Origin of the sequence: Crossiella sp. S99.2, assembly GCF_023094165.1 — a bacterium.
In the GTDB taxonomy this organism is placed as follows: domain Bacteria; phylum Actinomycetota; class Actinomycetes; order Mycobacteriales; family Pseudonocardiaceae; genus Crossiella.
The window spans coordinates 170,607-196,223 of sequence record NZ_JALMDK010000004.1; the positions used below are offsets into that span (position 1 = coordinate 170,607).

At 71.3% G+C, this 25,617-nt stretch carries 22 protein-coding genes; 14 read left to right on the plus strand and 8 right to left on the minus strand.

The genetic code is table 11. The annotated features are described in order from the left end of the window. Positions 1-29 precede the first annotated feature (29 nt). The 3 genes from MZC64_RS16605 (at position 30) to MZC64_RS16615 (ending at position 3,476) form a co-directional block, all read left to right on the plus strand. Positions 30-1,235: an alpha/beta fold hydrolase gene (locus MZC64_RS16605; RefSeq protein WP_247757608.1), complete on the plus strand. Its 1,206-nt coding sequence runs from the start codon at positions 30-32 to the stop codon at positions 1,233-1,235. 42 nt (positions 1,236-1,277) lie between these two features. Continuing rightward, positions 1,278-2,591, plus strand: coding sequence for an MFS transporter (locus MZC64_RS16610; protein ID WP_247757609.1), 1,314 nt, complete (start codon positions 1,278-1,280; stop codon positions 2,589-2,591). Positions 2,592-2,771: 180 nt separating this feature from the next. Further along, positions 2,772-3,476 carry a hypothetical protein gene (locus tag MZC64_RS16615; RefSeq protein ID WP_247757610.1) on the plus strand — a complete coding sequence of 235 codons (705 nt, stop codon included), beginning with the start codon at positions 2,772-2,774 and terminating at the stop codon, positions 3,474-3,476. On the opposite strand, the gene MZC64_RS16620 is transcribed toward MZC64_RS16615, so the two are convergent. Next, on the minus strand, positions 3,451-5,139 hold the full coding sequence (locus MZC64_RS16620; protein ID WP_247757611.1) for a hypothetical protein: 1,689 nt from the start codon (positions 5,137-5,139) through the stop codon (positions 3,451-3,453). The genes MZC64_RS16615 and MZC64_RS16620 overlap by 26 nt on opposite strands. 154 nt (positions 5,140-5,293) lie before the next feature. On the opposite strand from MZC64_RS16620, the gene MZC64_RS16625 reads away from it, so the two are divergent. Both MZC64_RS16625 and MZC64_RS16630 read left to right on the plus strand, forming a co-directional pair. Continuing rightward, a complete protein-coding gene (locus tag MZC64_RS16625; protein WP_247757612.1) occupies positions 5,294-6,577 on the plus strand; it encodes a nitric oxide synthase oxygenase in 1,284 nt (427 codons plus the stop codon). A gap of 186 nt (positions 6,578-6,763) precedes the next feature. Beyond that, entirely contained in the window at positions 6,764-7,237 is a 474-nt protein-coding gene (locus MZC64_RS16630) for a hypothetical protein (protein WP_247757613.1), read from the plus strand. 79 nt (positions 7,238-7,316) lie between these two features. Here the strand turns inward: MZC64_RS16630 and MZC64_RS16635 are convergent, their stop codons facing one another. Both MZC64_RS16635 and MZC64_RS16640 read right to left on the minus strand, forming a co-directional pair. After that, the gene (locus MZC64_RS16635) at positions 7,317-7,718 is read right to left on the minus strand and encodes a VOC family protein (protein ID WP_308301018.1); all 402 of its coding nucleotides are present in this window, start codon (positions 7,716-7,718) and stop codon (positions 7,317-7,319) included. A gap of 53 nt (positions 7,719-7,771) precedes the next feature. Next, complete coding sequence (locus MZC64_RS16640) at positions 7,772-8,170, minus strand: DoxX family protein (RefSeq protein ID WP_247757614.1); 399 nt, start codon at positions 8,168-8,170, stop codon at positions 7,772-7,774. 181 nt (positions 8,171-8,351) lie between these two features. Between MZC64_RS16640 and MZC64_RS16645 the strand changes: the two genes are divergently transcribed. From MZC64_RS16645 to MZC64_RS16675, 7 genes are all read left to right on the plus strand, one after another. Next, the gene (locus tag MZC64_RS16645; RefSeq protein ID WP_247757615.1) at positions 8,352-9,332 is read left to right on the plus strand and encodes a sigma-70 family RNA polymerase sigma factor; all 981 of its coding nucleotides are present in this window, start codon (positions 8,352-8,354) and stop codon (positions 9,330-9,332) included. A gap of 55 nt (positions 9,333-9,387) precedes the next feature. After that, positions 9,388-10,128, plus strand: coding sequence for an SDR family NAD(P)-dependent oxidoreductase (locus MZC64_RS16650; protein ID WP_247757616.1), 741 nt, complete (start codon positions 9,388-9,390; stop codon positions 10,126-10,128). Positions 10,129-10,756: 628 nt separating this feature from the next. Further along, positions 10,757-11,050 (plus strand): DUF1330 domain-containing protein, encoded by a 294-nt coding sequence (locus tag MZC64_RS16655; RefSeq protein ID WP_247757617.1) that lies wholly within the window; start codon positions 10,757-10,759, stop codon positions 11,048-11,050. Between the two features lie 67 nt (positions 11,051-11,117). Beyond that, the gene (locus MZC64_RS16660; RefSeq protein ID WP_247757618.1) at positions 11,118-11,762 is read left to right on the plus strand and encodes a sigma-70 family RNA polymerase sigma factor; all 645 of its coding nucleotides are present in this window, start codon (positions 11,118-11,120) and stop codon (positions 11,760-11,762) included. After that, on the plus strand, positions 11,759-13,645 hold the full coding sequence (locus tag MZC64_RS16665; RefSeq protein ID WP_247757619.1) for a M48 family metallopeptidase: 1,887 nt from the start codon (positions 11,759-11,761) through the stop codon (positions 13,643-13,645). The genes MZC64_RS16660 and MZC64_RS16665 overlap by 4 nt, the downstream gene beginning before the upstream one ends. A 185-nt stretch (positions 13,646-13,830) precedes the next feature. Beyond that, a complete protein-coding gene (locus tag MZC64_RS16670; protein ID WP_247758272.1) occupies positions 13,831-16,071 on the plus strand; it encodes an AAA family ATPase in 2,241 nt (746 codons plus the stop codon). 66 nt (positions 16,072-16,137) lie between these two features. After that, positions 16,138-17,847, plus strand: coding sequence for an acyl-CoA dehydrogenase family protein (locus MZC64_RS16675; protein WP_247758274.1), 1,710 nt, complete (start codon positions 16,138-16,140; stop codon positions 17,845-17,847). Here MZC64_RS16675 and MZC64_RS16680 read toward each other — a convergent pair. Next, the gene (locus MZC64_RS16680; RefSeq protein ID WP_247757620.1) at positions 17,829-18,251 is read right to left on the minus strand and encodes a MerR family transcriptional regulator; all 423 of its coding nucleotides are present in this window, start codon (positions 18,249-18,251) and stop codon (positions 17,829-17,831) included. The two genes, MZC64_RS16675 and MZC64_RS16680, sit on opposite strands and share 19 nt — an antisense overlap. 45 nt (positions 18,252-18,296) lie before the next feature. Between MZC64_RS16680 and MZC64_RS16685 the strand changes: the two genes are divergently transcribed. After that, on the plus strand, positions 18,297-19,193 hold the full coding sequence (locus MZC64_RS16685; protein WP_247757621.1) for an oxidoreductase: 897 nt from the start codon (positions 18,297-18,299) through the stop codon (positions 19,191-19,193). Positions 19,194-19,195: 2 nt separating this feature from the next. On the opposite strand, the gene MZC64_RS16690 is transcribed toward MZC64_RS16685, so the two are convergent. Continuing rightward, positions 19,196-20,029, minus strand: a complete 834-nt coding sequence (locus MZC64_RS16690) for an NmrA family NAD(P)-binding protein (RefSeq protein ID WP_247757622.1) — start codon at positions 20,027-20,029, stop codon at positions 19,196-19,198. Positions 20,030-20,115: 86 nt separating this feature from the next. Between MZC64_RS16690 and MZC64_RS16695 the strand changes: the two genes are divergently transcribed. Continuing rightward, positions 20,116-21,753, plus strand: a complete 1,638-nt coding sequence (locus MZC64_RS16695; protein ID WP_247757623.1) for an ABC-F family ATP-binding cassette domain-containing protein — start codon at positions 20,116-20,118, stop codon at positions 21,751-21,753. Between the two features lie 43 nt (positions 21,754-21,796). On the opposite strand, the gene MZC64_RS16700 is transcribed toward MZC64_RS16695, so the two are convergent. Genes MZC64_RS16700 through MZC64_RS16710 form a run of 3 tightly spaced genes read right to left on the minus strand, consistent with a single transcriptional unit; the run spans position 21,797 to position 25,616 of the window. Further along, complete coding sequence (locus tag MZC64_RS16700) at positions 21,797-23,239, minus strand: aminopeptidase P family protein (RefSeq protein WP_247757624.1); 1,443 nt, start codon at positions 23,237-23,239, stop codon at positions 21,797-21,799. A 17-nt stretch (positions 23,240-23,256) separates the two neighbouring features. Further along, positions 23,257-24,618, minus strand: coding sequence for an aldehyde dehydrogenase family protein (locus tag MZC64_RS16705; protein WP_247757625.1), 1,362 nt, complete (start codon positions 24,616-24,618; stop codon positions 23,257-23,259). Then, positions 24,615-25,616, minus strand: coding sequence for a proline racemase family protein (locus MZC64_RS16710; protein ID WP_247757626.1), 1,002 nt, complete (start codon positions 25,614-25,616; stop codon positions 24,615-24,617). The genes MZC64_RS16705 and MZC64_RS16710 overlap by 4 nt, the downstream gene beginning before the upstream one ends. Position 25,617 lies beyond the last annotated feature (1 nt).

Below are 25,617 nucleotides of genomic sequence, written 5' to 3' on the forward strand. Positions count from 1 at the left end.
CTACTCGGTATGGTCGGGGGCAGGGGGTGGTGACCACGGAACTCGCGGAAAGCCTGCGGATCATGCCGGGAGTGCGCTCGACGCGCAGGCCGGTGACACCCGGCAGCCTGGCCGGATTCGCGCTCAGCCACGTCCGGGCGGACCCACTGCCCGCTGCCCCGCCACCGATCCTGATCCTGCCCGGCGGCCCCGGCCTGGCCTCGGTGCTGCCCTACGTCGGGCATCGCGCCGTGGCCACCGCGCGATGCCTGGACGTGGTGATGGTCGAACACCGCGGTGTCGGCCTGTCCCGCACCGACGACAGCGGCCAGGACCTGCCCCTGGCAGCCATGACCGTCACCCAGGTGGTCGACGACCTCGCCGCCGTGCTCGACGATCTTGACCTCGATCGGGTGGTGGTCTACGGCTGTTCCTACGGCACCTACCTGGCCCAGGGCTTCGGCGTCCGGCATCCGCACCGGGTCGCCGGGATGGTGCTGGACTCGCCGATGCTCACCGCGCACGACGGCCGGGTGCAACGCGCCGAACTGCGCCGCCGCTACCTCGACGGCGCGGACCCGGACACCGCGCCCGCCGCGCGGATCCTGCGCGAACTGGTGGCCGCCGGCCGCCTGGATCCCGCGCAGACCGGCGATGTCATCCAGCTGGTGCACGAGTACGGCGGCCCGCGGCTGGTCCGGCGGCTCCTGGAACGGATCGCCGCCGGGCACGGGGACCGGCTGTGGCGGTGGCTGCACGGGCTCGGCAACCGGGAGATCACCGAGAACAAGCCGGGTGTGATGGAGTTCGACCTCGCCGGTGCGATCGCCTTCCGCGAACTCGGCTACGCCCCCGAACCCGACGGCCTGCCCCTGGATGTCAACCTGTCCTTCGCCAAGCGCGCCAAGGACTTCCCGCCCTTCACCGGCGAACCCTTCGACCTGCCGGCCGAACTGCCCGGCTTCGACTGGCCGGTCGCGGTGCTCTCCGGCGAACGCGATGTGCGCACGCCCAGGGTCATCGCGGCCCAGATCGCCGACCTGGTCCCGGACGGAATCCTGGTGCCGTTCACCGGGATCGGCCACAGCATCCTGGACTCGCACCCCTCGGCCGCGCTCATCGCCGCCGCCGCGGTCGCCACCGGCGCGCACCGGCGGCTGCCCACGATGGCCGGCCGGCTCGGCTCGATCCCCCGCCCGGCCCGCAGCCGCGCGCTGGAACTGATGTTGCACGCCCGCCTCACCCTGCCCTGGTAATTGGGTGGCGCGATCCGGGTGCGCGGCCGACCATGACCGCTCGTGTCCGACCAACGATCCGGCTGGCGAGCCCGCATCGCCGCGCTGCGCATGGACTTCAGTCCGCTTCGCGTGTCCAGGGACTACCGGTATCTGACGTTCTCGGGCGCGATCACCATGTTCGGCAGCTATGTCACCTTCGTCGCGGTGCCGATCCAGATGAAGGAACTCACCGGTTCCCCCGCCGCGGTCGGCCTGGTCGCGCTGGCCGAGTTCATCCCGATGGTGCTGTGCGGCCTCTACGGCGGCGCGCTGGCCGACGCCCTGGACCGGCGGAAAATCGTGGTCTGGTGCGAGGTCGGCCTGATGGTCTGCACCGGGGGCCTGCTGCTCAACGCGATGCTGCCCACTCCGCAGGTCTGGGTGCTTTACGTGGTCGCGGCGGGCGTGGCCTCCTTCGACGCGTTGCAACGCCCCAGCCTGGACGGCCTCGTCCCGCGGTACCTGCCGCATTCGATGATGGCCTCCGCGGGCGCGCTCAACTCGCTGCGCTGGAACTTCGGCGCCATCGCCGGACCGGCCCTGGGCGGGCTGCTGGTCCAGTTCGCCGGATTCCAGTGGGCCTACTTCCTGGACATGCTCACCTTCGGCCTGTCCCTGTTGCTGCTCCTGCGCATGCGGGCCTCCCCGCCCACCGAGAAGGCCGAGGCGGCCGGTCTGCGCAGCATCGCCACCGGCATCCGCTACGCCGCCACCCGCCCCGACCTGGCGGGCACCTACCTGGTCGACATCGTCGCGATGGCCATGGCCATGCCCCAGGCGCTGTTCCCGTTCCTGGTGGACCGCCTGCAAGCCCCCTGGGCGCTGGGCCTGATGTACTCCGCGGGCGCGGTGGGCGCGCTGCTCGCGGCGCTGACCTCGGGCTGGACCAGCAAGGTGCACCGGCACGGCCTGGCCGTCATCCTGGCCGCCGCGGCCTGGGGCGCGGTGATGGCGGTTGCCGGGCTGACCACCAGTCTGTGGCTGGTGCTGGTCTGCCTGGTCCTGGCCGGGGTGTTCGACATGATCAGCGGCCTGTTCCGGTCGGTCATCTGGAACCAGTCCATCCCGGACGAGCTACGCGGGCGGCTGGCCGGGATCGAACTGCTGTCGTACTCGGCTGGCCCGATGCTCGGCAACGCCCGCGCCGGGCTGATGGCCCAGTGGACCGGCGTGCCCACCGCCATCATCAGCGGCGGCCTGCTCTGCACGGCCGGCGTCGCGGCACTGGCCGCGGCCCTGCCCAAGTTCCGCCGCTACGACGCCCGCACAGACGAACACGTCCTCCGCGAAGCCGCCCGCCGCCAGGCCGCGACCACCCCCGGCGCCAGCCCATAACCCACCCAACGTCGAGTTGGCCCAAGTCGTACGCCTGGTTGGCCAAACCGGGCGTACCGGTTGGGCCAACTCGACGGCGGCGCGGGCGGCCGGTCGTCTCCCGACCCACCGCGATTGGGGGATGGCCACCCACCGGCTCCCGACGGATACTGTCCGTGATCGCGGGAGTCCGGAGGGCCGATGACCAGCGAGCCACCCCGGTTGTGCACCGCGGACGAACGCCTCGCCTACATCGCCGGGCTGCGCGCGGGCACCGCCGCGATCCGGGGGATCTCCCCGGTGCTCGGCAGGCTCGCCGGTCACTGCCCGGCCGGGCGGGCCGAGCCGGACGACGAATCCGCGGTGATGGTGCCGTTCCTGGTCGTCGACGAGCAGGACTGGCGGCGGGCCACCACCGGCGAACCGCTGTCCCGGCTGATCTCCCTGCTGCATCGCGAGGGCGGCTTCTGGCTGGCCGAGAACCTGGACGGCCGGGTGCGCTGGTGCGCCGCCCCGGTCGGCGCGGTCACCGAGGACGGCGTGCACCTGGACCCGGACACCGGCGAGGTGATCACGCCCTGGCTGCGCCTGGACATCACCTGCACCGGGCCCTGGCACGGCAGTTTCGCCTTCTCCGCACCGGCCACCGACCTCGCGCCCGAACTGTGGTTGCTGGGCGGCTCACCGGTGTTCGGGATCGTCACCGAACCCCTGGGACGGCCCGGCGCCGGGCGGCGGACGCCGGTGCTGGACCTGGACACCTTCGAGATCCGGCTCAACCGCAGCCTGCACCTGCGGGCGGATCCACCGCGCTCGGTGCGCCAGCTGGTGATCGACTCGGGCTGGCCGGGGGCCGAGCAGCTCGCCGGACTGGCCGGGTTCAGCGGCGCGGACTGGCCGTTCTGAACAGCAGCAGCGTGCAGCCGGTCAGGGTGGCCAGGGCGGCGGACTGGAACAGGGCGAACAGGGTCGCGCCGCCGCCGAGCACCGCCACCGAGCTGCCCACGTAGGTGAAGTTGTCGCCCAGCAGCAGGGATCCCAGGAACAGGAACAGTTCCGGCACGGCGAAGGCGAGCAGCGCGGCCGGGATGAAGGCGCGCAGGCGCGGGCCGGTGACCGTGGTGAGCGCGACCAGCAGGCAGAGTCCGCCGAGCGCGGCGTACGGGAGCAGCGCGCCGAGTGCGCCGGCGCGGGTGATGAGGCTGGCGGTGCTGTACCCGCTGGGGATGGCCACGAACAGCAGGATGAACTGGGCGGCCAAGGCGATGATCACGCCGTAGGCCAAGGGGCGCCGGCTGGGTGGCAGAAGCGGTGGGCGGTGCGGGCGGGGCAGCGGGGCCAGGCGCAGGATCAGCAGGGCGATAAAGGCGGCCACCGCCAGGAACTGGAGCCAGCCGAGGATGTCGCCGCGGGCGTGGATGGAGGTCAGCGCGTCGGCCACCGAGCCCAGGGCGCTGCCCGCGGCCAGGCCCAGGCCGAGTCGCGCCCGGTCGCCGTCGCGGCGGAACCAGGTCAGGCCCAGGCCGAGCAGGGTGAACCGGGCGGCCAGGTAGACCACGGCCAGCAGGGTGGCGATGCCGAGGGTCTCGGTCCAGACCGCGACGGTGGTGGCGGACATGGCGACCGCGGCGATCGGCAGCAGCGCCGGGTTGTGCGCTGCGGCCAGGGAAATCCGCGGCTGACTGTCCGATGTGGACACTTGGCGGCGCCACTCCTGGACGGCGGCGAGTTTGCCCGCCAGGTCCGGGATGCGGGACAGGCCGAGGCGTTCCTCCAGGCCCGCGGTGAGGGTGGCCAGGGGCATGGTGGCGGCGTAGGGGCCGAGGATGTGCAGCGCGGCGGGCAGCCGGCCGCACAGCAGGGCCAGCTCGTCGACGGGTTCGGCGGCCAGGCGGTCCGCGCCCAGGTAGGGGGCGAGCAGTTCGCGGGCGGCGGGGGCGTCGAGGGTGTCCAGGACCAGGGGCCGGGCGCCGTGGGTGGCGTAGAGATCGGGCAGCGACCGGCGGGCGGTGACCACCGCGAACGCGGCCGGGCCAGTGGGTAGCAGCGGGCGGACCTGGTCGGCGTCGCGGGCGTCGTCCAGCACCACCAGGATCCGCCGGTCGGCGACCAGTTCGCGGTACAGGCCCAGCCGGGAGTCGTGATCCGGGGGAATCCGCTCGACGCCGAACGCTTCCAGGAACCGGTGCAGCACGTGGTCGGCCCGCACCGGTGGCGCGTCCGCCGAACCGCGCAGGTCCGCGTACAGGCAGCCGTCCGGGAACTCCGCGGCGACCTGGTGCGCCCAGTGCAGCGCCAGCGCGGAGCGCCCCACCCCCGGCGCGTCCTGGACCCCCGACACCACCGCCACCCGCGCCCCCGCCGCACGCACTCCGGTCAGCGCGGCCAGTTCCCGTGCCCGGCCGACCAGGTGACCGGCGATCCCGGGCAGTTGCCTGGGCACCCGCGGCGGTGGCGCGCCCGGCCCGACGTGGAGGTCGCCGTGCACATCCCTGATCTGCCAGGCGTTCCCGCCCACCGTGCCGCTCAGCTCGTTGTTGCTGTCCCCGGCGGCCTTGTCCTCGGTCACCCGCAGCTCTCCCCACTCGTGCGCTCACCCTCTGCATGTCACACGAGAGTGGCGAACGCAACACTCAAGCCGCTCATCGCCGCAGAACTGCCGCTGCCCGACAACGCCACCCCGCCCCTCGAACGGGTGATCGAGCACGACTAGGTTGAGCACAATGTTCTCCTCCGCCAGTTCCACCGGTCCCGGCGAGCCCTGGGCGCGCCCGGCACACCTGGCCGTCGAGCCGCCCGAGACACCCGTGGCGCCGAGCGTGGATCCGGACGAGGCCGAGGAGTTCCTGCGCCTGTTCCACGCCGAGCACCCCGACGCCGGCGACGTGGAGACCCGGGTCCGCTGGGTGCGCGCGGAGATCGAACTGACCGGCGGCTACCAGCACTCCAGCGCGGAGCTGGCCTTCGGCGCGCGGGTGGCCTGGCGCAACAGCGCGCGCTGTATCGGCCGGTTGTACTGGCGCAGCATGAAGGTCCGCGACCTGCGCGCGGTGCACAGCGCCGCGGAGATCGCCGCGCAGTGCTTCGAGCACCTGCGGGTGGCGCACAACGACGGCCGGGTGCGGCCGACCATCACCGTGTTCGCCCCCGACCTGCCCGGCAGGCCGGCGCCGCGGATCTGGAACGAGCAGCTGCTGCGCTACGCCGGCTACCCGGTCGGCGACGGCACCGTGCTCGGCGACCCGCGCTACACCGGGTTCACCGCCCAGGTGCTGCGGATGGGCTGGGAACGGCCGCTGCCACGCGGCCCGTTCGACCTGCTGCCCCTGGTGGTGGAGACCGCCGCGGACGGCCCCCGGCTGTTCGACCTGCCTGCCGATGTGCGGGTGGAGGTGCCGCTGACCCACCCGGACCTGCCCTGGTTCGGTGAACTGGGCCTGCGCTGGCACGCGGTCCCGGCGATCAGCAACATGACCCTGTCCATCGGCGGCGTCAACTACCCGGCGGCCCCGTTCAACGGCTGGTACATGGGCACCGAGATCGGCGCCCGCAACCTCGGCGACACCGGCCGCTACGACGCGCTGCCCGAGATCGCCGAGCGGATGCGCCTGGACACCAGCTCGGAGGCCACCCTGTGGCGGGACCGGGCCCTGGTCGAGATCAACCGCGCGGTGCTGCACTCCTACCAGGTCGCCGGGGTCGCCATCAGCGACCACCACACCGAATCGCAGCGGTTCCTGACCCACATCGCCAAGGAGGAGAAGGCGGGGCGCAGCTGCCCCGCTGACTGGAGCTGGATCGTGCCGCCCATGTCCGGCTCGCTCACCCCGGTCTTCCACCGCTACTACGAGACCCAGCACCTGCGCCCGGAGTTCACCCTGGACGACGAGGCGGCCCGGCGGGGTCAGCTCGGCACCCCCGAACACTTCGCGACCAGGCCGCATACCGCGGGCATTGCGCCGGACGTGTGGAGTTGGCTGCGCAGGCCGGTCCCGGTCGGCGGCTGAGCCCGTCCGGCGGCGGCGACTACCCCGGTCAGCCCTGGTTCCCGCGGCCGAACGCGGAAGATCCACTGATACGGACAGTGGTCCCCCAATCACCATGCGTTGTCTTCGGACGGGGCGCCGGATAGTGTCCGCTGCGGCGATCGCCCCGCTGTTTCCCTTGTGCGCCAACGTCATGTGAGGTGAGCTGTGTCCGCTCGTGCCCGCGCGGTGCTGTCCGGAGTCCTTCTCGCCCTGGCCGGGGTCCTCGGCCTGCTGTTGCCCACCGGAACCGCTTTCGCCGCGGCCGATCCCGCCGTGTACACCGCCAGCAAGACCACGGTCGCCCCAGAAGAGACCTTCGTGCTCACCGCGACCTTCATCAACCCCGAGAGCACGCCGGTGATCTTCCTGTGGCAGGGCATCCACCCGGCGGTCAACGGGGGTGCGTGGACCCTGGAATCGTGCGTCGGCTGCACGCCCTCGGGTGTCAACAACGCGGTCGCCGCGGACAGCACCCCCGTGCTGCCAGGGGAAAGCCGCTCGATCCAGGCCACCTACAAGGCCAAGGCGGGCAGCACCGGCTACTCCACCTTCGACGGCTACGTCTACTACGAGGCCGGCGGCGTCGGCAAGGACAAGCTGACCCCGGCCGCGGTCGCGGTGACCATCGCGAACCCGTGATACCGCGACGGCCGCCCGCACACCTGGGGTGCGCGGGCGGCCGTCGTTTCCGGTGTACTCGGTCTCTGGTGCGGGCAGCTCAGCCCTCGGCCAGCGCGGCCAGGTCCATCCACATGACCTCCCAGACGTGGCCGTCCAGGTCGCGGAAGCTGCCGCCGTACATGAAACCGTGGTCCTGGAACGGCTTCCACTCGGCGCCACCGGCGGCCAGCGCGGCGGCAACCAGCTGGTCGACCTCCTCGCGGCTGTCCGCGGACAGCGCGTTGAGCACCTCGGTGGTGTTCGGGTCGCTGATCTCCCCGTTAATGAACTCCTTGAACTTGGCCTCGCCCAGCAGCATCACGGTGATGTTCTGCTCGACCACCATGCTGGCCGTGTTCTCATCGCTGAACTGCTCGTTGGCGGTGAAACCGAGCTTGGTGTAGAAGTCGCGGGCGGCGGCGACGTCCTTGACCGGCAGGTTGACGAAGATCATGCGCATGACGGGATTCTCCTGATTTGTCGGCTTGTTCGTGGGGGATTCAGGCAAAAAGATCAAGCGGATCGGCGCGGGCGGCGGGCCCAGGCGACGATCCCGGCGAGCACGCCGAGGGTGACCGTGGTGATGGCCAGCATCGGGGTGCCGAAGACGACCACCTGATAGTAGGTCGCGCCGACCATCAGCAGGGTCAGGCCCAGCCCGGCCGCCGCCGCCAGTCGCGGGATGACCAGGCCGATCGCGCCGGCCAGTTCGAGCACGCCGATGAACAGGCGGAACCAGTCGCCGCCGATGGTCTCGAAGATCCCGACCGCGGTGGCCTCGCCGACCAGCTTCGGGATCGCCGCGGCGACCAGGAAGAACGCGCCGAGCAGGCCCTGCAGGGTCCAGAGCGCGATGTTCCCGGCGCGGGAGGCGGGCTTGGCGGTGCTGGCGGCGGTGGCGATGGTGGTCATGGCTGGCTCCCCAGATGCTGTCCTCGTTGTGCTGTCACCCGTACTGACCACGGCCCCGCGGCAAACTCATCGCACCCCGCCGAACTTTTTTCCGGCGGGCCCGTCTGTACAGGTCAGGGGCCATGAAGCAGACTGGGGCGGCTTGCTGACGAGCTGTCTGGGGAGAGGAAGAACGGTCGTGGTGTCCACGGAGAAGCCGGTCGAGGACGAGTTCCTCGGTCAGGCCGGCCAGTACCGGCGGGAGCTGCTCGCGCACTGCTACCGCATGCTCGGCTCGGCGCACGACGCCGAGGACCTGGTGCAGGAGACCTACCTGCGCGCCTGGCGGGCCTACGACAAGTTCGAGGGCCAGTCCTCGCTGCGCACCTGGCTGCACCGGATCGCCACCAACACCTGCCTGACCGCGCTGGAGAACCGGGCCAAGCGCCCGCTGCCCACCGGCCTGGGCCAGCCCGGCTCGCAGGCCGAGGATCCCTTGGTGCAGCAGCCGGAAGTGCCGTGGCTGGAACCGATCCCGGACAGCGCGATCGGTCTGGACAGCGCGGACCCGGCCACCATCGTCACCGACCGGGAGACCATCCGGCTGGCCTTCGTGGCCGCCCTGCAACACCTGCCGCCGCGGCAGCGCGCGGTGCTGATCCTGCGCGATGTGCTGCAGTGGAAGGCCGCGGAGGTGGCTGAGGCGGTGGACATCTCGGTGGCCGCGGTGAACAGCACCCTGCAACGCGCCCGCGCCCAGCTCGACACGGTCCAGCCCCGCCAGGACACGGTCGCCGCGCCCCTGGACGCCGATCAGCGCGAGTTGCTCGAACGCTACGTGAAAGCCTTCGAGGACAAGGACATCAACGCGATCGTGGCCCTGTTCACCGCCGACGCGGTGTGGGAGATGCCGCCGTTCATCGGCTGGTACCAGGGCGCGGCCAACATCGGCAGGCTCATCGACACCGCCTGCCCCGCCGAAGGCCCCGGCGACATGAAACTGCTCCCCATCAACGCCAACGGCCAGCCCGGCTTCGGCCTCTACATGCGCGACGGCGACGTGTACAAGCCCTTCAACCTCCCGGTGCTCACCTTGGGCCCCAACGGAATCACCCACGTCTCCAGCTTCTTCGACCTGTCCCTGTTCGAGAAATTCGGCCTGCCCGCCGAAATCCCGGTGTAACTCCGCGTCCGAACTCCGCCAGACCAGGACGGTCCGCTCAACCAGGCTTTGCGTCATGAACGAACTCGCAAGCCGGACCGCCCTGGTCACCGGCGGCAGCCGGGGCATCGGCGCCGCCATCGCGCTGGCCCTGGCCGCCAAGGGCGCCGACGTGGCCATCACCTACAACACCAGCGCCGACGCCGCCGCCCGGATCGTCGAGGAGATCAAAGATCGCGGCGGACGTGGCCTGGCCATCCAGGCGGACAGCGCCGACCCCGTGGCGATCACCACCGCCGTGGCAACGACGGTGGAAACCCTTGGCGCACTGGACATCCTGGTCAACAACGCGGCCGCGTTCGACTTCGCCCCGCTGGACCAGCTCACCGCGGAAGCAGTGAACCGCACCCTCGCCGTCAACGTCCGCGCGCCCTTGCTCGCCGCCCAGGCCGCCCTCCCCCACCTGCGCGAAGGCGGCCGCATCATCACCATCGGCAGCAACGTCGCCGACCGCGCCGTCTTCCCCGGCTTCGCCCTGTACTCGATGAGCAAAAGCGCCCTCACCGGCCTCACCAAGGCCCTGGCCAGGGAACTCGGCCCCCGCGGCATCACCGCCAACCTGGTCAGCCCCGGCCCCACTCACACCGATGCCGCCCCCACCGACCCAGCCTTCGTCGAAGCCATCAACGCCTTCACCGCCCTGGGCCGCTTCGCCACCCCAGAAGAGATCGCCGCAGTAGTCGCTTTCCTCGCCACCCCGTCCGCCCAATACGTAACCGGAGCCACCATCAACGCCGACGGCGGCTTCACCGCCTAACCCCACCCGCGCGTGTTGGCCGTTGTCGTACACCACGTTGGCCGTTGTGGGACGCCACGTTGGCCGTTGTTGTACGCCGTAGGCCGTCGCGGTCGGGCGAAGCCCGGGACAGGCAGCGGGGGTGGCCTTTCGAAAACCTAATCCGAGCGGTTCCCCATCCCCGTCAGCCTGGAGAGGACACACCGCATCCCGGGCAGCGGCCCCACAACACAAACCGCCGCCGGTCCAACGCAACGCGACCGGGCCGCTGCCCGGGATGTGGTTTGGTATCGGAGGGCTGACGGGGATGGGGAACCGCACACGAGCACTGGCTCTTGCTCTTCGCCCATGCCCCTTCACAACGAAAGCGAAGATCCAAAAAAGGATGGCCTCGCCGGCCGGGCAGACCACCGGAGGGGTGGGGCAGATCAAACCCCGGGTCCAGCAGGTTGCGGGGCGGGGTCTGGGCTGCCGGGGCCGGAACCAGCGTGGCTCCGAGGGCTCGTGTCTTGGGGTTTTCACCCCCACCCCCGCCCACAACAGCCAACCCGACGTCCATAACGGCCAACCCAGCGTCCATAACGGCCAACTCGGCGTACGACAACGGCCAACACTCCGGGTGGGGTGGGTGTTCTGGTAGGGGATCGGTATGACTGTTTATGTGCTGGCTCAGTTCACCATCACCGACCTCGCCGCGTACGGGCGTTACCAGGCGCGCTTCCTGGAGGTCTTCGCCGGTCACCGGGGCACTCTGCTCGCCGCGGACGACTCCCCTGCCGCCGTCGAGGGCGAGTACCCGCACCAGAAGGCGGTGCTGATCTCCTTCCCCGACCAGGACGCCTTCCGCGAATGGTCCCAATCCCCGGCGTACCAGGAGATCTCCCGGGATCGCCAGGCCGGGACCGACGGGGTCGTCGTGCTCCTCGACGGCATCGGACCGTGACCTGCCCAGCCCCGCCTACGTCATCTGGCGGAGGGCTTTTGTCAGGCGGGCGTGATCCCATTGATCGGTGGACTTCCCGGTCTTCTTCGCCCAGACCTGCCCCGGCATGCTCGCGCGCGCCCTCATGCTCACCCACAACCGCCAGGACGCCGAGGACGCCGTCCAGGAGGCCTATGCCGAGGCCATGCGGCGCTGGGCCGAACTCGCCGACCGGGCGCCCGAGGAGTGGGTTTACCAGGCGGTGAAGCGGCGACTGTGGGCGGCGGCGCGGCGGTGGCGGATGCACCGGCCCCTGGAACTCGTGGTGTCGCTGCCCGCCCGGTGCTCCACCGAACAGGCCGCCGAAGTCCGCCTCGTCCTGGACGCGCTGTCCCGGTTGCCGCGCAAGCATCGCGTCGTCGCCTACCTGCACTGGGCCGAAGGGCTCAGCGCCCGCCAGATCGCGGCCGAACTCGACACCAGTGAAAGCGCGGTGACCGCCATGCTCGGCAAAGCCAGGGTGGCGCTGGACAGCCTGCTCGGACTCACCGGGGTGCGGGACCGGGAAGCGCTCACCGGCAAGGTCCGCCGGGTCACCCTGCCCGGTCAGCCCGGCGAACCGGCCGACGCGGTCGCGGAAGCCTTGCGGCGCACCGAGAACCAGCTGCGGGCCGGCGCCGCGGAGGACGCCGAGGCCCTGGCCCGGATCTCCGGGAGGCTGGGCCTGTCGTGATCTCCCGGGTGCTGGCGACCGTGCGCGGGCTGCTCGCCGTCGGGCTGCTCGCCGGCTTCTACGTGCTCGCCGCCTGCCTGGTCCTGGGCTACCTCGCCTTCGTCGTGCTCGCCCTGCACACCCTCACCCTGCCCACCAACACCTTCCCCACCAACTTCCACCTGCCCGTGCTCATCGCGGGCAGCAGCATCCCGGTGCTGCTCGGCGTGGTCCGCGGCGTGCTGGCCACCAACTCCCCCGGCCACCTCGATCTCGACTCGGTCATCCTCACCCGCGCCCAGGCCCCGCTGCTCTGGAAAACCGTCGAGGACCTCGCCGAACGCGCCGGCGCGCCCATGCCGGACGAGATCCGGCTGACCGCCGAGGCCAACGCCGCGGTCACCGAGGACACCCGGATGCTCGGCCTGGTCGTCGGCGAACGCCGCCTCTACCTCGGCCTGCCGCTGCTCACCGGCCTCCCCCTGGACGAACTGAAAGCCATCCTCAGCCACGAACTGGGCCACTTCGCCGGACGGCACAACCGATTCGGCGCGGTGGTCTACCGCGGCGCCCTGGCCCTGGACACCGCCACCGAGGAAATGCGCAGCGCGATCAACACCAACGCCCTGGCCAGGATGTACTCCGGACTGATCTTCGGCGTCATCCGGCTCTACGGCTGGTGCTACGTGCGGATCGCCTTCGCCGTGCTGCGCCGCCAGGAGATCGAGGCCGACCGCGCCGCCGCCGCGGTCGCCGGACCCGCGGTCACCGGCGAGGCACTGCGCTCCGCCCTGGTGCTGATGGCCGCCTGGACCGACTTCCGGGACCGCTTCCTCACCCCACTGGCCGCCGCCGGGGCCGTCCCCGATGACCCGTTCAGCGCCTTCGAGGCCATGCTCGCCGACCCCGACTACCGCGACGTGCTCGCCCAGCACCGCGCCGCGCCACCCGAATCCGCCCGCGCCGCCCTGGACACCCACCCCAGCCTGGCCGACCGGCTCGCCTACCTGGCCACCCTGCCGCCCCGCGACCTGCCCCGCGAACTGCGGCCCGCGCTGAACCTGCTCGGCGCCGACCCGGCCGAGGCCGCGCACCGGGTCCGCGAAGCCATGTATCCCCAGCAGCGCAAGACCATGCCGTGGCGGGAATGGGTGGCCCTGGCCGCGGGCAGCCACGTCGAACGCCAGCTCGCCTGGCTACGCCCGGCCGTGCACACCCTGCGCGGCGGGAAAACCACCGAACTCACCATCAACGCGGTACTCGAACTCCTGGACGCCCGCCGCGCCGAGGAACTCGCCGACCAGGTCGCCAAACACGCCGGCACCACCACCGACCGCGGCCCGGACCTGCTGCGCGCCGCCCTGCTCAGCCTGCTCGGCGCGGCTCTGGTCCGGGCCGGCTCGGCCAGCTGGACCGCGCCCTGGGCAGGCACCCCGAAACTCATCGTGCGCGATCCGGCCATCGAACTCGGCGACCTGGTGCAACGCGCCCTGGACAACCCCCGCGAGGTCCCCCGGCTGCGATTACACCTGGCCGCGCTCGGCGTGGACAGCCACAAACCCCGCCCCGCCCCCGCCGCCAAAACAGGCAAGACCGACCTGCGCCTGGGCATCGCCGACCCGGAGATCCGCGCGGACAGCAGACGCAGTCAGAAACTGAGTCTGTGGACCGCCTGCATCGTCGCGGTCGGCGTGCTGCTCGCGCTGTTCGTCTTCCGCGAGGAATACCGCCCCTACCGCCCGCCGCTGAACACCCACAACCCGTTCCGCACCCCGGTGTATCAGCAGCCGGTGTACCCGGTGCTGCCCAGCCTGCGGCTGCCGAGTCTCGTGCTGCCCACGGTGCGGATCAACCCCGGCGACCTGCGACCGGTGACCCCACGGCGCACAGCGGGCCAGCCCTGAACTGGGCGTTGGCGTGAAAGAAGAGAAACGGCTATATTTGCCATTCCTGAGCGCATCAGACTGTGCGCATGGGAAACGGACACTGAAAATGTGTCTGGCACGAGCTTAGTAGAGGGGAAGCCCGCTTGTCAACCGACGAGGACCTGCGGACGGCGGAGCTGGCTCGGGAGCAGGAGCACGTCTCCATGCTCTACGGCAGGCTCGACGGGTTGCGCGCCCGCGCGAAGACCGGGCTGGCCAAAACCCTGCGTGAATCCGCCGGCGGCAGCCTGTCCGCGGGCACCGAACGCGATGTCTCCGCCGCGCACTTCAACCGCCAGCTCGCCCAGTACAGCGCGGTCGAGGCCGGCCTGTGCTTCGGCAGGCTCGACTACGACAACGGCGAGGCCAGGCACATCGGCCTGATCGGCATCTTCGACGAGGACAACGAGTACGAACCGCTGCTGATGGACTGGCGCGCGCCCGCCGCCCGCCCGTTCTACCTCGCCACCGGCGCCAACCCCCTGGACGTGCACCGGCGGCGGCACATCAAGACCCGGATGCGCAAGGTCGTCGACATCGACGACGAGGTCCTGGACATCACCGCCGACAACAAGGGCCGCCAGTCCAGACACGGCGACGGCCTCACCGGCGAGACCGTGCTGCTGGCCGCGCTCAACGCCAGCCGCACCGGCCGGATGAAGGACATCGTCCAGACCATCCAGGGCGAACAGGACCGGATCATCCGGGCCGACCTCTCCGGCGTGCTGGTCGTCCAAGGCGGGCCCGGCACCGGCAAGACCGCGGTCGCCCTGCACCGCGCCGCCTACCTGCTCTACACCCACCGCGACATGCTCACCCGCCGCGGCGTGCTCATCGTCGGCCCCAACCAGACCTTCCTGCACTACATCGGCGAGGTGCTGCCCTCCCTCGGCGAGACCAGCGTGCTGATGGCCACCATGGGCGAGCTGTACCCCGGGGTCACGGCCACCGGTCAGGAATCCCCCGAGGCCGCCGCGATCAAGGGCAGCCTGGACTTCCTCGGTGTGCTCAAGGCCGCGGTCAAGGACCGGCAGCAACCGCCCGAGGAGTCCGTCGAGATCCTCTTCGAGCGGCAGCGCCTGGTGCTCAAACCCGCCGACTGCCGGGGCATCGTCAGCCGCGGCCGCCGCTCCCGGCGCCTGCACAACCTGGCCCGCCCGCTGGTCGAACGCGAACTCCTGGAACGGCTGACCAGCAAGGTCGCCGGCAAACTGGGCCGGGAATTCCTCGACCGCGGCGACCTGGCCGACATCAGGGCCGAACTGCGCGCCGAGGACGAGGTCCGGGCCGCGATGGACCAGCTCTGGCCGGTGCTCACCCCCGAACAACTGCTGCGCGACCTGTTCAGCGACCCCGACCGCCTGGAACGCGCCACCCCGCACCTGTCCGAAGCCGAACGCAAACTGCTGCTGCGCGAACCCGGCGCGCCGTGGACCCCCGCGGACGTGCCGCTGCTGGACGAGGCGATGGAACTGCTCGGCGTGGACGACCGGGCGGAGAAGGCCCGCGAGCGCAAACGTCAGGAACAACGCCGCGCCTACGCCCAGGGCGTCCTCGACATCCTCGACCTCGACGACGACGCCGACCCCGAGATGCTGATGGCCTACAACCTGATCAGCGCCGAACAGCTCGCCGACCGCTACGACGAGGTGGACACCCGCACCGCCGCCGAACGCGCCGCCACCGACCGCACCTGGACCTTCGGGCACGTCATCGTGGACGAGGCCCAGGAACTGTCCCCGATGGCCTGGCGGCTGCTCATGCGGCGCAGCCCCAGCCGGTCGATGACCCTGGTCGGCGACATCGCGCAGACCGGCGATCTGGCCGGGGCCAACTCCTGGCAGGACGTGCTCGGGCCCTACGTGGCCGAGCGGTGGAAGCTGACCCAGCTCACGGTCAACTACCGCACCCCGCGCGAGATCATGGACATCGCCGCCGAGGTCCTCGCTGAACTGCCCGCCGGACTCACCCCGCCCAGCTCGGTCCGGGACAGCGGACAGGCCCCGTGGAGCCGCCGGGTCGACCGCGGCGAGCTGGCCAAACAGCTCGCCGACACGGTGCTGCGGGAACTGGCCGAGATCGGCGAAGGCCGCCTCGGCGTGATCGTCCCGGCCGCCGAGCTGGCCGAATTGGGCGAGGCGGTCCTGGAGGTCGTGCCGGGCGCCGCGCTCGGCGAGAGCCCCGAACTGGAGAACCAGGTGGTGCTGATGAGCACCCGGCAGGCCAAGGGCCTGGAATTCGACGGGGTACTGGTGGTCGACCCGGCCGAGATCCTGGCCGAGTCCCCGCGCGGCGCCAACGACCTCTACGTGGCGCTGACCAGGGCGACCCAGCGGCTCGGCGTGCTGCACACCGCGCCGCTGCCGCCCGCGCTGAGGGGCCTGACACAGGTCGACGCCAGCTAAGTTACCGACTGGTAGCCTACCGGGGATCTTCTTCCAGGACGAAGGGACCCGACCGTGGGCAACGAGGTGCTGTTCAACCCCGACAGCTACGACCCGACGCACCTGGACTCCGAGTCCCGGCGCTTGCTGCGGGCCACGATCGACTGGTTCGAGGCCCGCGGCAAGCGCCGGCTGCTCTCCGATGCCCTGGACCGGGTCTGGTACACGGAGTTCCTGGACTTCGTGCGGCGGGAGAAGCTGTTCGCCACCTTCAACACCCCCGCCGCCGACGCCGCCGGGGACGAGCACAAGCGCTGGGACGCCACGCGCAACGCCGCGCTGAGCGAGATCCTCGGCTTCTACGGCCTGCCGTACTGGTACACCTGGCAGGTCAGCGTGCTCGGCCTCGGCCCGATCTGGATGAGCGAGAACAAGGAAGCCCGCGACCGGGCGGCCGAACTCCTGGACAGTGGCGCGGTGTTCGCCTTCGGCTTGTCGGAGAAGGAACACGGCGCGGACGTCTACTCCACCGACATGATCCTCACCCCCAGCGCGGACGGCGGGTTCACCGCGACCGGGGACAAGTACTACATCGGCAACGGCAACGTGGCCGGGATCGTCTCGGTGTTCGGCCGACGGTCCGATGTGGACGGTCCAGAGGGCTACGTGTTCTTCGCGGCAGACTCCCAGCACGAGAAGTTCTCGTTGGTGCAGAACGTGGTCGACTCGCAGATGTACGTCTCCGAGTTCCGCCTGGACGGTTATCCAGTGCGGGAGCAGGACATCCTGCACACCGGCCCGGACGCCTTCAGCGCGGCGCTGAACACGGTCAACGTCGGCAAGTTCAACCTGTGCACGGCCTCGATCGGCATCTCTGAGCACTCGTTCTATGAGGCGATCACGCACGCGCACAACCGGATCCTCTACGGCAAGCGGGTCACCGAGTTCCCGCACGTGCGGCAGAACTTCGTGGACGCCTACGCCCGGCTGGCCGCGATGAAGCTGTTCGCCGACCGGTCGGTGGACTACTTCCGCTCCGCCACCGCCGAGGACCGGCGCTACCTGCTGTTCAACCCGATCACCAAGATGAAGGTGACCTCCGAGGGCGAGCAGGTGATCGACCTGCTGTGGGATGTCATCGCGGCCAAGGGTTTTGAGAAGAACACCTACTTCAACCAGGCCACCGCGCACATCAGGGCGCTGCCCAAGCTGGAGGGCACGGTGCACGTCAACCTGGCCCTGGTGCTCAAGTTCATGCCCAACTACCTGTTCAACCCGGCCGAGTACGACGCCGTGCCCACCCGGCACGACGCCGCCGACGACGAGTTCTTCTTCCAGCAGGGCCCGGCCCGCGGCCTGGGCAAGATCCGTTTCCAGGACTGGCGCGCGGTGTACGAGCGCTTCGCCAAGATCCCCAACGTGGCCCGCTTCCTGGAGCAGGCCGACGGCCTCAAGACGTTGCTCACCACGGCCGCCCCCGATGAGGCGCAGCAGAAGGATCTGGACTTCCTGCTCAACCTGGGCCAGCTGTTCACCCTGGTCGTCTACGGCCAGCTGATCCTGGAACAGGCCGAGCTGACCGGATCGTCGCCGGACCTCCTGGACCAGGTCTTCGACGTGCTGGTCCGCGACTTCTCCGGCTACGCGGTCGCCTTGCACGGCAAGGCTTCCGCCACCGACGCGCAGCGGTCCTGGGCCCTGGCGCACGTGCGCGGACCGGTGGTGGACCGGGAGCGGTTCGAGCGGCTGTGGGGCGAGGTGGCGGAGCTGTCCGGCCGCTACGAGATGCGCCCCTGAGGCGCCCAGACGCCGGCGGCCGTCCCCTCGTGGACGTGCCGCCGGTACGCCTGGACCTTGCCTTGGATCACCGCCAGATTCGCCTCCAGTTCGGTGATCTTCTCCCGCACCGCCCGCTCGTGTTCTTCCAGCAGGGCAAGGCGTTCCGGCTCGTTGCCGGGGCCGAGCCGGACCAGGCGGGCGAACTCCTTGATCACCGTGATCGGCATGCCCGAGGCACGCAGCCGGTTGCACAGCACCAGCCAGTCCACATCGGACTGCTCGTAGAGCCGCTGTCCGCCGCTGGTGCGCGGGATCTCGCGCAGGAACAGCCCTTCGCGCTCGAAGAAGCGCAGCGCGTGCACGCTCAACCCGGTCGTCTCGGCGACCCGTCCGATCGGCAGCCCGCCGCCACTCGTAGCCACGGCACTCCTTGACCTAGAGAACACTCTAGATTTTAGCGTCGCGGTATGTCTTTCACCGCGCAGCACACCGCCGCCGAGGTCCTCAGCGGCATCGATCTCACTGGGCGCACCGCCCTGGTCACCGGTGGCTATTCCGGGCTGGGCCTGGAGATCACCCGCGCGCTGACCGCCGCGGGCGCGCAGGTCCTGGTCCCGGCCCGCCGCCCCGAGACCGCCCGCACCCACCTCCCGGACACCGAGATCGAGGCCCTGGACCTGGCCGACCAGCACGACATCCGGGATTTCGCCGCCCGGTTCCTGGACTCCGGCCGCAGCCTGGACCTGGTGATCGCCAACGCGGGCATCATGGCCTGCCCGGAAACCCGGGTCGGCCCCGGATGGGAAGCGCACTTCGCGGTCAACCACCTCGGCCACTTCGCCCTGGTCAACCAGCTCCGCCCGGCCCTGTCCGGCACCGCGCGGGTGGTGTCGGTCAGCTCCTCCGGCCACTTCCTCGCCGACATCCGCTGGGCCGACCCGCACTGGACCACCGGCTACGACCGCTGGCTGGCCTACGCGCAAAGCAAAACCGCGAACGCCCTGTTCGCCCTGCACCTGGACACCCTGGGCGTGCGCGCCTTCGCCGTGCACCCCGGCAGCATCCTCACCCCGCTGCAACGCCACATCCCGCGCGCCGAACAGCTCGCCCTGGGCTGGTTCGCCGCCGACGGCACCCCCGCGCCCGGGTTCAAAACCCCGGCGCAGGGCGCGGCCACCGCCGTGTGGGCGGCGACCGCGCCCGAACTGGACGGGCACGGCGGGGCGTACTGCCAGGACAACGCCCTGGCCCGGCCCGCGGACACCGAGGACATGCTGATCGGCGGCGTCAAACCGTGGGCCAGGGACCCGGCGGCCGCGGCCCGGCTGTGGGACCTCTCCGCCGAGCTGACCGGGGTGGGCTGAGGTCAGCGGAAGGCCCCGGCATGCTCGGCCACCCAGTCGGCGAAGGTACGCGCGGGCCGCCCGAGCAGCTGCTCAACGTCCGGGTGCACGGTGTAGCCCTCCCGCGGCGGATCGGCGTACCAGCCGATGACGTGCTCGACCGCCTCGGCCGAGTACCCCCAGCCGCGCATCCGCTCCTTGGCCTGTTCCTCGGTCAGCTCGACGAACCGGAGGTCCCGGCCCAGCGCGGCGCCCAGCTGCCGGACCCGGTCGGCGAAGGTCAGCACCTCGGGTCCGGTGAGCACGTAGTCGCGGCCGGCGTGCCCGTCCTCGGTGAGCGTGCGCACCGCCACCTCGGCGATATCGTCCTCGTGCACCATGGCGCTGCGCAGCTCCGGGAAAGCCTCCCGCACCACGCCCTCGTCCCGGATCGACCCGACCCAGGACAGCGTGTTGGACATGAACTCCACCGGCCGCAACACGGCCTGGGCCAGCCCCGCCGCGGCGATCGCCTGCTCCACCGGCCCCGGCTCACCGCCCCACAGCGTGCTCACCCGCCGCACCCCGGCCGCGGCGATCTCCTTGGCCAGCTCGGGGCCGGTGCGCAGCGGGGCGCCGGTGGCCGCGTCGTAGGTGAGCAGGAACACCGCGCTCGCCCCGGCCAGCGCGGGGCGGAGGCTGCCGGGGTCGGCCAGGTCGCCCACGGCCACCTCCACCCCGTCCGGGAACGCGGCTCGTTCCGGACTCCGGGTCAGTGCCCGGACCCGGTGGCCCCGGCGCCGCAGTTCGGCCAGCACCCGGCCGCCAATGTTTCCGGTCGCTCCGGCGACCACGGTGATTCCGTTGTCATCGATCATGATCCGGAGGCTATTTCCTCCATTTAACTGGAGGTCAACGGCCGAATCGCGGGGGCTGCGGACGGCCGCCTACGATTCACCTCGATATGAGCGCCACACTCGTCGCCAAGGGTCTCGCCGCAGGGCATGGGGACCGTGTTCTGTTCTCCGGTTTGGACCTGGTCGTCGCCCCCGGCGATGTGATCGGCCTGGTCGGGGTGAACGGGGCGGGCAAATCCACCCTGCTGCGCACCCTCGGCGGGCTGCTCACCGCCGAGGAGGGCTCGATCCGGCTCAACCCGCCCAGCGCCGTCGTCGGCCACCTCCCCCAGGAACCGGAACGCCGGGCCGGAGAATCGGTGCGGGACTTCCTGGCCCGCCGCACCGGGGTCGCCGCCGCGCAAACGCGGATGGACACCGACCTGGAGGCGCTGACCGCGGGCGCGCCCGGCTCCGACGACGCCTACTCCGACAGCCTGGAACGATGGCTGGCCCTCGGCGGCGCGGACCTGGACGAGCGGATGGGCGAGGTGGTCGCCGACCTCGGACTCACCGTCGGCCTGGACGCGCCGATGACCGGGCTCTCCGGTGGGCAGGCCGCGCGGGCCGGGCTGGCCTCGCTGCTGCTGAGCCGGTACGACATCTTCCTGCTCGACGAGCCCACCAACGACCTCGACCTGGACGGCCTGGACCGCCTCGAAGCCTTCGTCACCGGGCTGCGCGCCGGGACGGTCCTGGTCAGCCACGACCGCGAGTGCCTCACCCGCACGGTCAACCGGGTGGTCGAACTCGACCTGATCCAGCAGCAGATCCGCAGTTACGGCGGCGGCTACACCGCCTACCTCACCGAACGCGAGGTGGCCCGGCGGCACGCCCGCGACCAGTACGACGACTACGCCGACACCGTCTCCGCCCTGGAAGCGCGGGCCCGCACCCAGCGGTCCTGGATGGAGAAGGGCGTGAAGAACGCCCGCCGCAAGGCCGGGGACAACGACAAGCAGGGCCGCAAGTTCCGCAGCGAGTCCACCGAGAAACAGGCATCCAAGGCCCGGCAGACCGAGCGGCTGATCGAACGCCTGGACGTGGTGGAGGAACCACGCAAGGAGTGGGAACTGCGCATGGAGATCGCCGCCGCACCCCGCGCGGGCGCGGTGGTGGCGACGCTGCGCGCGGCGGTGCTGCGGCGCGGCGGCTTCACCCTCGGACCGGTGGACCTGCAGATCGACTGGGCGGACAAGGTCGCCATCACCGGCGCCAACGGAGCCGGGAAATCCACCCTCCTGGCCGCGTTGCTGGGCCGCGCACAACTCGACTCGGGGCAGGCGTCACTGGGTCCGGGGGTGGTGGTCGGCGAGGTCGACCAGGCCCGCGGCCTGTTCCTCGGCGGCGAACCACTGGTGGACGCCTTCAACGCGGCCGTGCCCGAACAGGCCCCGGCCGAGGTGCGCACGCTGCTGGCCAAGTTCGGGCTGAACGCGGTGCACGTGACCCGCCCGGCCGCGACCCTCTCCCCCGGCGAACGCACCCGCGCCGCCCTCGCCCTGCTCCAGGCCCGCGGCGTCAACCTCCTGGTCCTGGACGAGCCGACCAACCACCTGGACCTGCCCGCGATCGAACAGCTCGAACAGGCCCTGGCCCACTACCCGGGCACGTTGCTGCTGGTCACGCACGACCGGCGGATGCTGGACACGGTCGCCACCACCCGGCACCTGCACGTGGACGACGGCAAGGTCACCGACCGCTGACACCCGGGCCGCACCGGAGATTCCCGGCGCGGCCCGGGTCAGCTCAGCGCGGCAGGTGCGACTGCACCCACTGCTCGATGCCGTCGGCGGTGATCGGCAGCGCCTGGGACAGCACCTCGTTGCCGGTGTCGGTGACCAGGAGGTCGTCCTCGATCCGGACGCCGATACCGCGCAACTCCGGGGGCACGGTCTCGTCGTTGGGGTGGAAGTACAGGCCCGGCTCCACGGTCAGCGTCATCCCGGCCTCCAGGGTGCCCGCGTGGTAGGCCTTGGCGCTGGAGGAGGCGCAGTCGTGCACGTCCAGGCCCAGGTAGTGGCCGGTGCCGTGCACCATGTACCGCCGGTGCTGCTGGCCGTTCTGGTCCAGGGCCTCGGCCACCGAGACCTTGAGCAGGCCCCACTCGTGCAGCCCGGTCGCGATGACCTCCATCGCCTTGTTGTGGAAGGCCCGGTACTCCGCGCCCGGCTTGACCTCGGCCATCGCCGCGGTGTGCGCCTGGTGCACCAGGTCGTAGATCCGCCGCTGCGGTTCGCTGAACGTGCCGGAGACCGGGAAGGTCCTGGTCACGTCGGCGGTGTAGAGGGTGCGGACCTCGACGCCGGCGTCCATGAGCAGTGCGCAGTCCTCGGGCACCGGACCGTCGCAGCGCACCCAGTGCAGCACCGGGGCGTGCGGTCCGGCGGCCAGGATGGAGGCGTAGCCGACGCCGTTGCCCTCGGTGCGGCCGCGCCGGTCGAAGGTGCCCTGCAGCCAGCGCTCGCCGCCACGGCTGATCGCGTACGGGAGTTCGCGGGCCACGTCCTGGAAGCCGAGCACGGTGGCGTCGATGGCCTGCTGGAGCTGGCCGATCTCCCAGTCGTCCTTGATCCGGCGCAGTTCGGACAGGGTGCGCCGCAGCTGCAACGTCTCACTCACCGTGCCGGGGGCGAGTGCGTCCAGGAGTGGTTCGACGCCGCTGGTGACCAGCACCGCCGGGATCGCCCCGCGCAGCGCGGAAGGCAGTTCCTCGATCGGCCGCACCGGGATCTCCAGGGCTGCCGACCAGTCGGGCAGGCCGGGCACCGGGCCGATCCACAGTTCGCCGTCGCGGGCGTTGGCGAAGAAGTCCGGCTCGTCGGCGCGGGCGGGCTGCCGCAGGTGCAGCACCGCGTCGTGGCCGCCGCCGGAGGGGGTCATCACCAGCACCGCGCCCTCGGCCTGGCAGCCGGTCAGCCACACGAAGTCGCTGTCGGCGCGGAAGTCGTAGTCGGTGTCGTTGGCGCGAACCGGGGCGCGGCCCGCGGCGACCGCGATGCGCTTGCCCGGCAGGGCGGCGGAGAGCCGGGCGCGGTGCGCCGCCGAGGCCTTGGCCAGGCCGTCGGGCACCCGGACCGCGCGGTCCGCGGGGCCCCAGCCGGTGCCGATGAGGGCGCGGAAGCCCTCGGCATCGATCGGCCGGATCGGGTCGCGCCGGGCGGGTTCCTCCGCCTCGTTCTGGGTAGTCACTGCTCCTCCTGCCGTGTTCACGCCTGTACCTGCACAGTACGTTCCCTGGTGTAGAACCGGACGGCGGCCTTGCCCTGCTCCTTCTCGCCGTACCCGGAGTGCTTCTCGCCACCGAAGGGCAGGTGGAAGTCCACGCCGTTGGTGGGCAGGTTGACCTTGACCATGCCGGACTCGCTGCGTCGCACCGCGGTCAGCGCCGCGCCCAGATCGGCCGTGTACACCGAGGTGACCAGCCCGAACTGGGTGCCGTTGGCCCGCTCGAACGCCTCCGCCACGGTCGCCACCCCGGCGAGGGCGGCGATGGGGCCGAAGACCTCCTCGTGGAACAGCGGGGCGTCCGGGCCGATCCGGTCGACGATCACCGGGTTGAGATACCAGCCGTCGGCGGCCTCGGTGTAGGGCGTGGTGAGCAGCCGGCCACCGGCGGCCTCGGCCTGGGCGGCGGCGGTGAGGACCTGTTTGCGGGCGCCTTCGGTGATCACCGGGCCGAGGTCGGGGCTCTCGGCCGGGTCGGCCACCCGCAGTCCGGTGATCGCGGCTTCCAGGCGTTCGGTGAACGGGCCGGGGTCGCCGACGACGAAGATCCGTTTGGTGGCGGTGCATTTCTGCCCGGCGTAGCCCATGGCGGCGCGGGCCACATCCTGCGCGGCCCGGTCCAGGTCGGCGTCGGGCAGCACGATGGTGGCGGAGAGTCCGCCCATCTCGGCCTGCACCGGGATGCCGCGCTGGGCGGCGGCCACCGAGATGATCCGGCCGACCGTGGTGGAGCCGGTGAAGGACACCACGTCCACGGCGTCCAGGAGGGCCGAGCCGGTTTCCGCGCCACCGGGGGTGACGGCCAGGAGTCCGGCGGGCAGCACCCGGTCGAGCAAGGCGGCGAACCGCTGGGCGACCGCGGTGGCCTCCGGCGCGGGCTTGATCACCACCCCGTTGCCGGCGGCCAGCGCGGGGGCGAGCTTCCAGACCGGGATGGCCAGGGGGAAGTTCCACGGGGTGACGAGTCCGGCGACACCGCGGGCACGCCGGGTGGTGAAGGCCAGGCCGCCGCCGGTGGGGTAGTTCTCCCCGGCCGGGTCGTAGGCCTGCTGGGCGTAGTAGCGCAGGATGGCGACGGCTCGGGCGACCTCGGCGGCGGCTTCCTGCCGTGGTTTGCCGACCTCGCGCACGATGAGGTCGGTGAGAGTGCCGGCGTCGCGCTCGAACTCGGCGACCGCGGCGGTCAGCGCGGCCGAGCGCACGGCGGGTCCGGCGTCCTCCCAGTCCCGGCCGGCGGCGCGGGCGCGGGCCACGGTGGCTTCGACGGCGGCCCGGTCGGCGGCCGCGGTCTCCACGACGATGTCGCCGGGCCGCTGCGGACTGGTGGACACGATGGTGCTCACAGCACGAACCCCCTCGGGAACGGATCGGTCGGGTCGAGCAGGTACTGGCCCATCCCGGTGATCCACGCTCGTCCGGTGACGGCGGGGATGATCGCGGGCCGGTCGGCCACGGTGGTCTCCCCGGTGATCCGCCCGGTGAAGCGGGTGCCGATGAAGGACTCGTTGACGAAGTCGGCGCCGACCTCAAGCTCGCCCCGACTGTGCAACACCGCCATCCGCGCGCATGTTCCCGTGCCGCAGGGGGATCGGTCGAACCAGCCGGGGTGGATGGCCATCGCGTTGCGGGCCTGCCCGCCGTGCCGGCCGGGGGCGGTGAACTGGACGTGCTTGCAGCCGTTGATGCCGGGCTCCAGCAGGTGCACCGGGCGGTCGGCGGCGTTGATGGCGTCCATGATGGACAGTCCCGCGGCCAGGATGCGGTCTTTTTCACTGCGCTCGAACGGGATGCCGAGCTGGGCCAGGGGCAGGATGGCGTAGAAGTTGCCGCCGTAGCCGAGGTCGTAGCGAACCTTGCCGTAGCCGGGCACGTCGACGGTGGCGTCCAGGCGGTCGGTGTAGGCGGGCACGTTCTGGATGGTGACGTGCAAGGCCCGCCCGTCCCGGACCTCGACCTCGGCCACCACCAGGCCGACCGGGGTGTCCAGGCGGACCCGGGTCATCGGTTCGCTGACCTCGACCATGCCGGTCTCCACCAGCACGGTGGCCACGCCGATGGTGCCGTGTCCGCACATGGGCAGGCAGCCGGATGCCTCGATGTAGAGCACACCCCAGTCGGCCTCGGGAATGGTGGGCGGTTGCAGGATCGCGCCGCTCATCGCGGCGTGTCCGCGTGGTTCGTTGACCAGCAGTTCCCGGAGGTGGTCGAGGTGGGTGATGAAGTGTTCGCGGCGCGCGGCCATGGTGTCGCCGGGGATGACCCCGACGCCGCCGGTGATCACCCGGGTGGGCATGCCCTCGGTGTGCGAGTCGACCGCGCTGAAGTACCGGGCCGCGCGCATG

Coding starts and splice junctions, on each gene's coding strand:
- MZC64_RS16615 (WP_247757610.1), top strand. CDS start 2,772: ATGACCAGCGAGCCACCCCGGTTGTGCACCGCGGACGAACGCCTCGCC.
- MZC64_RS16625 (WP_247757612.1), top strand. CDS start 5,294: ATGTTCTCCTCCGCCAGTTCCACCGGTCCCGGCGAGCCCTGGGCGCGC.
- MZC64_RS16635 (WP_308301018.1), bottom strand. CDS start 7,718: ATGCGCATGATCTTCGTCAACCTGCCGGTCAAGGACGTCGCCGCCGCC.
- MZC64_RS16640 (WP_247757614.1), bottom strand. CDS start 8,170: ATGACCACCATCGCCACCGCCGCCAGCACCGCCAAGCCCGCCTCCCGC.
- MZC64_RS16650 (WP_247757616.1), top strand. CDS start 9,388: ATGAACGAACTCGCAAGCCGGACCGCCCTGGTCACCGGCGGCAGCCGG.
- MZC64_RS16655 (WP_247757617.1), top strand. CDS start 10,757: ATGACTGTTTATGTGCTGGCTCAGTTCACCATCACCGACCTCGCCGCG.
- MZC64_RS16670 (WP_247758272.1), top strand. CDS start 13,831: ATGCTCTACGGCAGGCTCGACGGGTTGCGCGCCCGCGCGAAGACCGGG.
- MZC64_RS16685 (WP_247757621.1), top strand. CDS start 18,297: ATGTCTTTCACCGCGCAGCACACCGCCGCCGAGGTCCTCAGCGGCATC.
- MZC64_RS16690 (WP_247757622.1), bottom strand. CDS start 20,029: ATGATCGATGACAACGGAATCACCGTGGTCGCCGGAGCGACCGGAAAC.
- MZC64_RS16695 (WP_247757623.1), top strand. CDS start 20,116: ATGAGCGCCACACTCGTCGCCAAGGGTCTCGCCGCAGGGCATGGGGAC.
- MZC64_RS16710 (WP_247757626.1), bottom strand. CDS start 25,616: ATGCGCGCGGCCCGGTACTTCAGCGCGGTCGACTCGCACACCGAGGGC.